The 7961-nt window shown below is 61.9% G+C and carries 6 protein-coding genes; 4 read left to right on the top strand and 2 right to left on the bottom strand.

The features are described 5' to 3' along the window. The 4 genes from DXC67_RS10710 to DXC67_RS09755 form a co-directional block, all read left to right on the top strand. The coding region (locus DXC67_RS10710) for a DALR anticodon-binding domain-containing protein (RefSeq protein ID WP_255413355.1) at nt 1-246 on the top strand (246 nt) is incomplete at its 5' end. Between the two features lie 530 nt (nt 247-776). Continuing rightward, on the top strand, nt 777-3326 hold the full coding sequence (gene rho / locus DXC67_RS09765; RefSeq protein ID WP_233503227.1) for a transcription termination factor Rho: 2550 nt from the start codon (nt 777-779) through the stop codon (nt 3324-3326). Between the two features lie 313 nt (nt 3327-3639). After that, a complete protein-coding gene (locus tag DXC67_RS09760) occupies nt 3640-5040 on the top strand; it encodes a hypothetical protein (RefSeq protein ID WP_117638220.1) in 1401 nt (466 codons plus the stop codon). Between the two features lie 7 nt (nt 5041-5047). Then, a complete protein-coding gene (locus DXC67_RS09755) occupies nt 5048-5497 on the top strand; it encodes a VanZ family protein (RefSeq protein ID WP_117583742.1) in 450 nt (149 codons plus the stop codon). A 115-nt stretch (nt 5498-5612) separates the two neighbouring features. Here DXC67_RS09755 and DXC67_RS09750 read toward each other — a convergent pair whose 3' ends face one another. Continuing rightward, nucleotides 5613-6503 carry an ROK family protein gene (locus DXC67_RS09750; RefSeq protein ID WP_117638219.1) on the bottom strand — a complete coding sequence of 297 codons (891 nt, stop codon included), beginning with the start codon at nt 6501-6503 and terminating at the stop codon, nt 5613-5615. Between the two features lie 141 nt (nt 6504-6644). Further along, nucleotides 6645-7826, bottom strand: coding sequence for a pyridoxal phosphate-dependent aminotransferase (locus tag DXC67_RS09745; RefSeq protein ID WP_117638218.1), 1182 nt, complete (start codon nt 7824-7826; stop codon nt 6645-6647). Between the last annotated feature and the right edge of the window lie 135 nt (nt 7827-7961).

Below are 7961 nucleotides of genomic sequence, written 5' to 3'. Positions count from 1 at the left end.
AACGAGCTCACCGCCCTGATCGCCAGCTGTGCTTGCGATCGCGCCCCGTTCCGTCTGACCCACTTTGCCGAGGAACTCGCCGGTGACTTCCACAGCTTCTACGCTGCCTGCCAGGTGCTGCCGAGCGAGGGCCGTCCCGTCGACCCCGAGCTTTCGCGTGCCCGTCTGGCCGCTTGCGATGCCGTCCGCGTGACGCTCGCCCTGGTGCTCACCCTCGTTGGCGTTTCCGCGCCCGAGCAGATGTAACCTGCGGGTCATTTGACCGTGTAGGTTTGGTTTAACTGAGCCCTATAAGCCCGATCTCCCACGGAGGTCGGGCTTTTTTCGCAAATGCCGACGTATTGACGAATTTGGAACTGCTGGAAATACGAAACTATGCCGGTTTACTACGATGAATTGGGAATTTCCAACCACGCCGGCTTTTCGCAAAAAAGCGCAAGGCATCTACCTGCGGTTTTTAGTTCAACATGTTTCGGAGTGGTCGCGGTTGATCGATTCGTCGTAGTAAACCGCCATAGTTTTGGCGGAGGCAGTCTGATTTGTGGGTGGTAGACCAAAGAGTGTCCCTTTTGACTAGTCGTTTAAGAACGCCCCCAATGACTAAGTTGCAGGTGGCGGCGGTTGTGTTACACTAACGCTGCGTAGTTGACGCAATCATCTCGATACAGATCAATGATGTCCGTCGTTTTGAACGGAACTAGACTGTTTAGCCGCCCTGAAGGTTTATGCAGGGAGCATGTGATCACAGGGCTTGAAAAGAAAGTTGAGCAAACACTGTGTCTGATCAACAGCAAGAAAACGAAATAACGACGACGCAAGCCGCTCCCGCTGCACCGGTTGCGTCGGACCAGGTCGCGGCGCCCGCGCAAGCCTCGGCTCCCGAGACGCCTAAGGCTGCTTCGACGCCTGCGCCTGCAACTGGTGAGGAGGCTGCTCCGGCAAAGCCCAAGCTCGCGCGCCGCACGGCCAAGCCTGCCGCTGACGGCGAGGAGGTCACCAAGCCCAAGCGCCGTACCACGCGCACGACGCGCGCCAAGCGCACCGTTGCAGCTGACTCCTCGGCGCCGATTTCCGATGAGGTCGCGCAGGCACGTGCGTTGGCGCAGATTAGCGAGGCTCAGGTGGTGCGCGCCCGCCGTCGTGCTGCCGAGCGCGAGGCCGCGGCTCTGACCGAGCTTGCAGCTCCGTCTGTGCCCGAGACGCCTGCCGCCATCGAGACCCCTGCCGCCGACCTGCCGACCGAGAAGCCGGCACCGCGCACACGCCGCCGCACGGCTGCTAAGGCCGAGCAAGTTGCGGAACAGGTAGCCCCCGAGCTCACTGAGGCTTCGGTCCGTTCCGCGGCAGGGGAGGGCACATTGCCTGTTGAGCCCGCTGCGCCTGTCGAGGCCAACGAAGTTCCCGTTGTCGATCTGGCTTTGCGCCCGCACCGTCGCGGTCGCAAGCCCAAGGCCTTTGTCGAGGCAGAGAAGGCCGCAGCAGCAGCCGCCGCCGCTCGGGATGCTGCGGCGACCGCCGAGTCTGCAACCGCTGCCGATGCACCCGTCCAGGATGCTACGACTTCCGAGGCCGCTCTCGCCGATGCCGAGCCCGCCGACGTCCGTCCCGGTCGCAGCCGTCGCACCGCTGCTAAGCGCACGTCCAAGGCTAAGGCCTCCAAGAAGGGCGCGTCCGAGGATTCCGCCGAGACGACCGCCGATGCATCGGCTGATGCCGCCGAGCCCCAGGACGTCGAACAGCCTGCGTCCGAGAAACCCAAGCGCGGCCGTAAGAAGTCCGCTAAGGCCAAGGCCGCCGAGCAGCAGGCTGGCGTCGAAGCGCAGGTCGATACCGGCGCCGAGGCCAATGACGCCGCTGCGGCCAATGTTGACGCCGTCGCAACCGATGGCGCCGCGCCCGCCGAGGGCGAAGACGGCACTCGTCCCAACCGTCGCCAGCACAAGCGCAACGACGAGCGCAACGAGCGCAAGGACGATCGCAACAACGACCGCCGCAACCGCCAGCGCGACCGCAAGCAGCGCAACAAGGAGCGTAACGCCGCCCCCACCGAGCCCACGCTTTCGCGCGAGGAGCTTGCGGCCATGAAGGTCGCCGAGCTGCGCGAGAAGGCAAAAGAGTTCGAGATCGAGACGACCGGCAAAAAGAAGGCTGAGCTCGTCGAGGAGATCTACACCACCGCCGCGAAGGCCGAGGGCTTCCGCGACATTAAGGGTATCCTGCAGATTCGTCCGGACAGCTCCGGCATCATCCATGCCCATGGCTATATGAAGTCCAACGACGACGCCTTCGTTCCGGCTTACCTCATCCGCTCCGCGCGCCTGCGCACGGGCGATGTCATTGAGGGCTCCCTGCGCCCCTCGCGCGGCGGCGACAAGCGCGCCGGCCTCGCCAAGATCACGACCGTCAACGGGCTGGATCCCGAGCAGATCCGCAACCGCCCCAAGTTCGGCGATCTGACCCCGGTCTATCCCAACGAGCCGCTGCGTATGGAGCACGGCAAGGACTCCATCACCGGTCGCGCCATCGATATCGTGTCGCCGATCGGCAAGGGCCAGCGCGGCCTGATCGTGTCGCCGCCCAAGGCCGGCAAGACCACGATCCTCAAGAAGATCTGCCAGTCTATCTCGATTAACAACCCCGAGGTGCACCTGATCTGCCTGCTCGTCGACGAGCGCCCCGAAGAGGTCACCGATATGCAGCGCTCCATCAAGGGCGAGGTCGTGGCCTCGACCTTCGATATGCCCGCCGACAACCACACCCGCGTGGCCGAGCTCGTCATCGAGCGCGCCAAGCGCATCGTGGAGCTGGGCGGCGATGTCGTGGTGGTGCTCGACTCCATCACGCGTCTTGCCCGCGCCTACAACCTGGCGGCGCCCGCTTCGGGCCGTATCCTTTCGGGCGGTGTCGATTCGGCGGCCCTGTATCCGCCCAAGCGCTTCCTGGGTGCAGCCCGCAACATCGAGAACGGCGGCTCGCTTACCATTCTTGCCTCCGCCCTCATCGACACCGGCTCAAAGATGGACGAGGTCATCTTTGAGGAGTTCAAGGGCACCGGTAACATGGAGCTCAAGCTCGACCGCGACCTTGCCGATCGTCGCATCTTCCCGGCCATCGATCCCGTTGCCTCCGGTACGCGCAACGAGGACCTGCTGGTCGACGAGCAGATGCGCCCGTTTGTCTTTGGCCTGCGTCGCATACTCGCCGGCATGAACAATACCGAGCGCGCGGCGGCGTCGTTTATCAAGGGTCTTAAGGGCACCAACACCAACCAGGAGTTCCTGGTGCGTTCGGCCAAAAAACACAGTGATTACGAGCAGACGTTTTAGACCATAACTGCGCGCAAAGCTGCCATAAGAATGGGCAATAGGGCCGGGGTTTATATCCCGGCCCTTTCTTTATGGTGCCACTCGGCAACATTTTTTGACCTTATGACCGACAAGCAGCGGTTTTCGAGCCACAATCCGGCATCGCCGCTTGCAATCGGAGGGTCGGTTTCGCATAATAACTTTTAAGCTTCGCGACGGAAAACGCAGATGAAACGAACCATATACCGTTGCTTTGGGGCATAGCCCCGCTTCATCTTCTCTCGCGCAGCCAACTGAATGATGCGATTTGGGTGCTGGAAGATGGGGAGAGCTCATGGCTTCTTCTGATGCAACACAACGAGCAGTCCTTGCCGGACTTTCGTGCGGGATCGGCCTTGCCGCTCCCGTGGTTATGTATGCCGCGACGCTGCCGTTTTCGTCGGTGAACGAGACGGTCGTGGCGGGTGCAGTTCCCTTCGCCGTGGGCGCGGTGGCGGGCGTGGGTATCTATGCCGCCTCGCTGGGTATCTCCGAGTATCGTGCGCAGCGTGAAGAGCGTCTGTTCCAGCCCGATGCCATGGGCGGTGCCGCCAATCTCAATCAGCATCAAAGCGAGTTCAAGACCGCCTCGATTCCAGCTCAGCAGCAGGATGCGATTCCGTACGCTGCGGCTTCTGCTTCTCAGGCTCAGTCGGAGCAGTCTACCTCGGCATTCCTTTCCGGCCTGACTGGTGCGTTCCAGCGCCGTCATGCCGATGATGGTGTCCCTACCATCGCTCGAGCCGCAGATGCTATGGACGAGGCCGAGGCTTGGTCCATGATCGACAGCATGCTCGACGACGATTCGCCGGTGAGCTGCGACCCTGCACGCTCGCGCGACGTCTATCAAGTCGCCATCGACGAGCTCACCAACGGCGGGCAGACCGGCTCCTTCAATCGCGATGATATCGCCGCCGCGGCACGCGCCGTGTCGGGCTCCCGGGCCGCCCCTGCGGGCAGCACGGCGGCTTTCGTGGCACTCGTTGCCAATGCGGCGGTCAATAACGCCTACAGCGCTACCTCGGCGGACGCGAACGCTTCTGCCGATAATTCGTACGTTGATGAAGCCATGACCGCGGACGAGGAGGCTGTTGCCGCCCGCCGTGCCGCCGAAAGCTCGCTTTGGGGCGCTCCTGCCCAGCAGCAGGCGGCTGAGGCTGCGCCGTACAATGCAAACCTCGCCAGCATGCCTATCATCTCCGGTGCCGCGGGCATCGATCTCGATGACCTCGATGAGCCTGCAGCCATCACCGCATCGATTGATGCCCAAGATCGCATCGACACCGGCGACCTTCCGGACGCCTCGCTCGAGGTTGATGTCCCCATGGCCGATTACTCGGGCCACGAGGGTATGTGGGCCGCCGCCACCGCGATTCTGGATGAGATTGACGAGCCTGCTCCTGTTTCAGCCCCCGCTCCCGTCGCTGCCCCTCAGCCTGCTGCCCCCGCCTATGTCGGCCGTCACAGTGCTGTGTTCCCCGAGGATACTGCCCGTATCTCGCGTGAGAGCATCGAGCGGGCCGAGGCTATTGCCGCCGGCATTATGGAAAATCGTCGTCACGAGCGCGTCAATCAGATCCTCGAGGAAGAGATCGAGCGTCTTCAGTCCTCTACCGCCAAGCGTACGGGCCGTGCTTATCTGAGCGTTATCGAGGGCGGTACCGCCAGCTTCGCGCCGCTCCGTGCGGAGGCATAACTTCTGCATGGTTAAGATCAATCGAAAATGGGCGGTCGTAACCTGCCTGATGGCGCTCTTGATCTGGGGCAATTCGCTGGTTCCCGGCTCGGGGTCGGGCTCACTGAGCCTAACGGTCATGGAAGCTATCCGCGGTTTCCTGCACGGCGTGGGACTTCCATATGAATGGGTGACCAACTTTGTTGTTCGTAAGTGCGCGCATTTTACCGAGTATTTGGTGCTCGGCATCCTGGCAACGCACGCCTTTGATTTTGAGGGCCGACGCACCTTTGACGTGCTGCTGCCCACGGCAGTGTTCCTGCTGCTGATTCCCTCGATCGACGAGACGATTCAGCTCTTTGTGCCGGGACGCGCCGGCATGATCACTGATGTGATGATCGACTGCTGTGGAGCGGCAACGGGCGTTGTGCTCCGATATCTCTTACGGTCGCTGATGTGCGCCAAAAAGGCCGCCTAAGGACGCATTGTTTGGTCCTAGGCGGCCTTTTTTATTGGAGGGCTTATATGAGGTGTGGCGGCGTCGTTCCATAGGTCGGATTTGCCGGGTGCGCCACGCCCTGCGGGTGCGTCTGTTACTGAAGCGCCTGTGCGCCTAGGGCCAGGCAGCCCATGATGCCCTGCTTGCCCTCGAGGCTGTTGTTGACGATGTAGCTATCGATGTCGGCCATCTCGGGCGTGACGATGTAGCCGTTGAGCATCTCGGCGCACTTCTTGCGTGCGAGCGGCGCGATGGGGGTGTGGTCGGCCACGCCGCCACCGATGACGATCTTCTGCGGTGCATAGCACAGGATGTAGGTCATGAGCGCCTGCGCAAGATAGCCGGCGAGCAGGTCCATGGCCTCCGGGTCATCGGCCATCTCTCCGGCGCTCTTGCCACCCCAGCGCTTTTTAACGCCGGGGCCGGCGATGAGGCCCTCGAGGCAGTTGTCGTGGAAGGGGCAGCCGCTGTGCTCGCCAATGGTGTCGCGCGGGTCGCGCGTGACCAGGATGTGACCGGCCTCGGGGTGCATCATGCCGTGCACGAGCTGGCCGCCCGAAAGCACGCCGGCGCCCACGCCGGTGCCGATGGTCAGATACGCCACGTCAGTGAGGCCCTGGGCGCAACCAAAGGTGACCTCGCCCAGGCAGGCGACGTTGACGTCGGTGTCGTAGCCGCAGGGAATGTCGAGCTCGTTTTGAATGGTGCCCAGCAGGTCAAAGTAGCGCCATGCCGTCTTGGGGGTCTCCAAGATCTTGCCGTACTGGGGCGAGGCGGGGTTGACTGCGGTGGGGCCAAAAGCTCCGATGCCCAGTGCGGCGATGCCCTTGTTTGCAAACCATGCGTTGACGGCCTCGACGGTCTCCTGCGGGGTCGTGGTCGCGATCTGCTCGCACTCCAGGACCATACCGTCTGCATAGCCCGTGGCGCAGACCATCTTGGTGCCGCCGGCCTCGAGCGCTCCGATAAGCTGCTGCTCTGCCATAGTGTTCCTCTCTCTATGACGAGTTGCTCTGTCACTAAAGTATAGCGCCCTAAACAATGTAAGAAAGCGCTATAAAAAGAATCCTCGCAACGCGGTGGACGGTGCGAGGCTTCTTTGGTTCCTATAGTTGTCGGGCTGTCCTTACCAGCGCGGCTTGATTTTATCTCGCAGAGACTCGAGGTTCTCCAGCGCCGCGTTGAGCGTCTCGTCTCGCTTGGCAAAGTGGAAGCGGATGAGGTGGTTGACGGGCTCGCGGAAGAAGCTGGAGCCCGGAACGGCGCCCACGCCCACCTTGGAGGCCAGATCCTCGCAGAAGTTGAGGTCGCTGTCATAGCCAAACTCAGAGATGTCCATCATCACGTAGTAGGCGCCCTGCGGCACGTTGTGCGTGAGGCCGATGCTGTCGAGTCCCTGACAGAATAGGTCGCGCTTGGCGGTGTAGAGGTCGAGGACCTCCTGGTAATAGCTGTCGTCGAAGTTGAGGGCGGTGACGACGGCCTCTTGCAGGGGAGCGGCGGCGCCTACGGTGAGGAAGTCGTGGACCTTCTTGATGCGCTCGGTGATTTCGGCAGGGGCGATAGTGTAGCCCAGACGCCAGCCGGTGATGGAGTAGGTCTTGGACAGCGAGCTGCAGCTGATGGTTCGCTCGAACATGCCGGGCAGCGTGGCCATATAGACGTGCTCGTGGGGCGCGTAGACGATGTGCTCGTATACCTCGTCGGTGATGCAGTAGGCGTCGTACTTTTTGCACAGGTCTGCGATAAAGGTGAGCTCCTCGCGGGTAAAGACCTTGCCACAGGGGTTGGACGGGTTGCATAGGACGATTGCCTTGGGATCGTTGTCTCGGAAGGCTGCCTCGAGGACCTCACGGTCGAAGTCAAAGGTGGGCGGGTTGAGCGGCACATAGATGGGCTCAGCGCCCGAGAGGATCGTGTCGGCGCCGTAGTTCTCGTAGAACGGCGAGAAAATGACGACCTTGTCGCCGGGGTTTGTGACCGTCATCATGGCGGCCATCATGGCCTCGGTGGAGCCGCAGGTGACCACGATGTTCTCGTTGGGGTTGATCGGCATGCCCATAAAGTGCTCCTGCTTGGTGGCAAGCGCCTCGCGCATGGCCTGGGAGCCCCAGGTGATGGAGTACTGGTGGTAAAGCGGCTTGGGGTCGGTGGCAATGGTGCTGAGGCTATCGAGCAGCTGCGCCGGGGGATCGAAATCGGGGAAGCCCTGCGACAGGTTGACGGCACCATACTTGTTGGAGATGCGCGTCATGCGGCGGATGACCGAATCGGTAAACGCCGCCGTGCGGTTGGAGAGTTCTTTCATGCCTATCCTTTCGAGCATTGGGTGGAGCAAGTTTACTCCTATGGAACCGATGGGATTTGCTCGAAACGGGCTCAAAAAACTCTGGTTGATTTTCAATCTCAACGCAACAGCCTGAACGGGCCCCGCGTTTCCGCA

The organism is Collinsella sp. TF07-1 (assembly GCF_003437235.1).
Classification (GTDB): Bacteria; Actinomycetota; Coriobacteriia; order Coriobacteriales; family Coriobacteriaceae; genus Collinsella.
This window is presented reverse-complemented; position numbering and strand designations above follow the sequence as displayed.

Coding starts and splice junctions, on each gene's coding strand:
- DXC67_RS09760 (WP_117638220.1), top strand. CDS start 3,640: ATGGCTTCTTCTGATGCAACACAACGAGCAGTCCTTGCCGGACTTTCG.
- DXC67_RS09755 (WP_117583742.1), top strand. CDS start 5,048: ATGGTTAAGATCAATCGAAAATGGGCGGTCGTAACCTGCCTGATGGCG.
- DXC67_RS09750 (WP_117638219.1), bottom strand. CDS start 6,503: ATGGCAGAGCAGCAGCTTATCGGAGCGCTCGAGGCCGGCGGCACCAAG.
- DXC67_RS09745 (WP_117638218.1), bottom strand. CDS start 7,826: ATGAAAGAACTCTCCAACCGCACGGCGGCGTTTACCGATTCGGTCATC.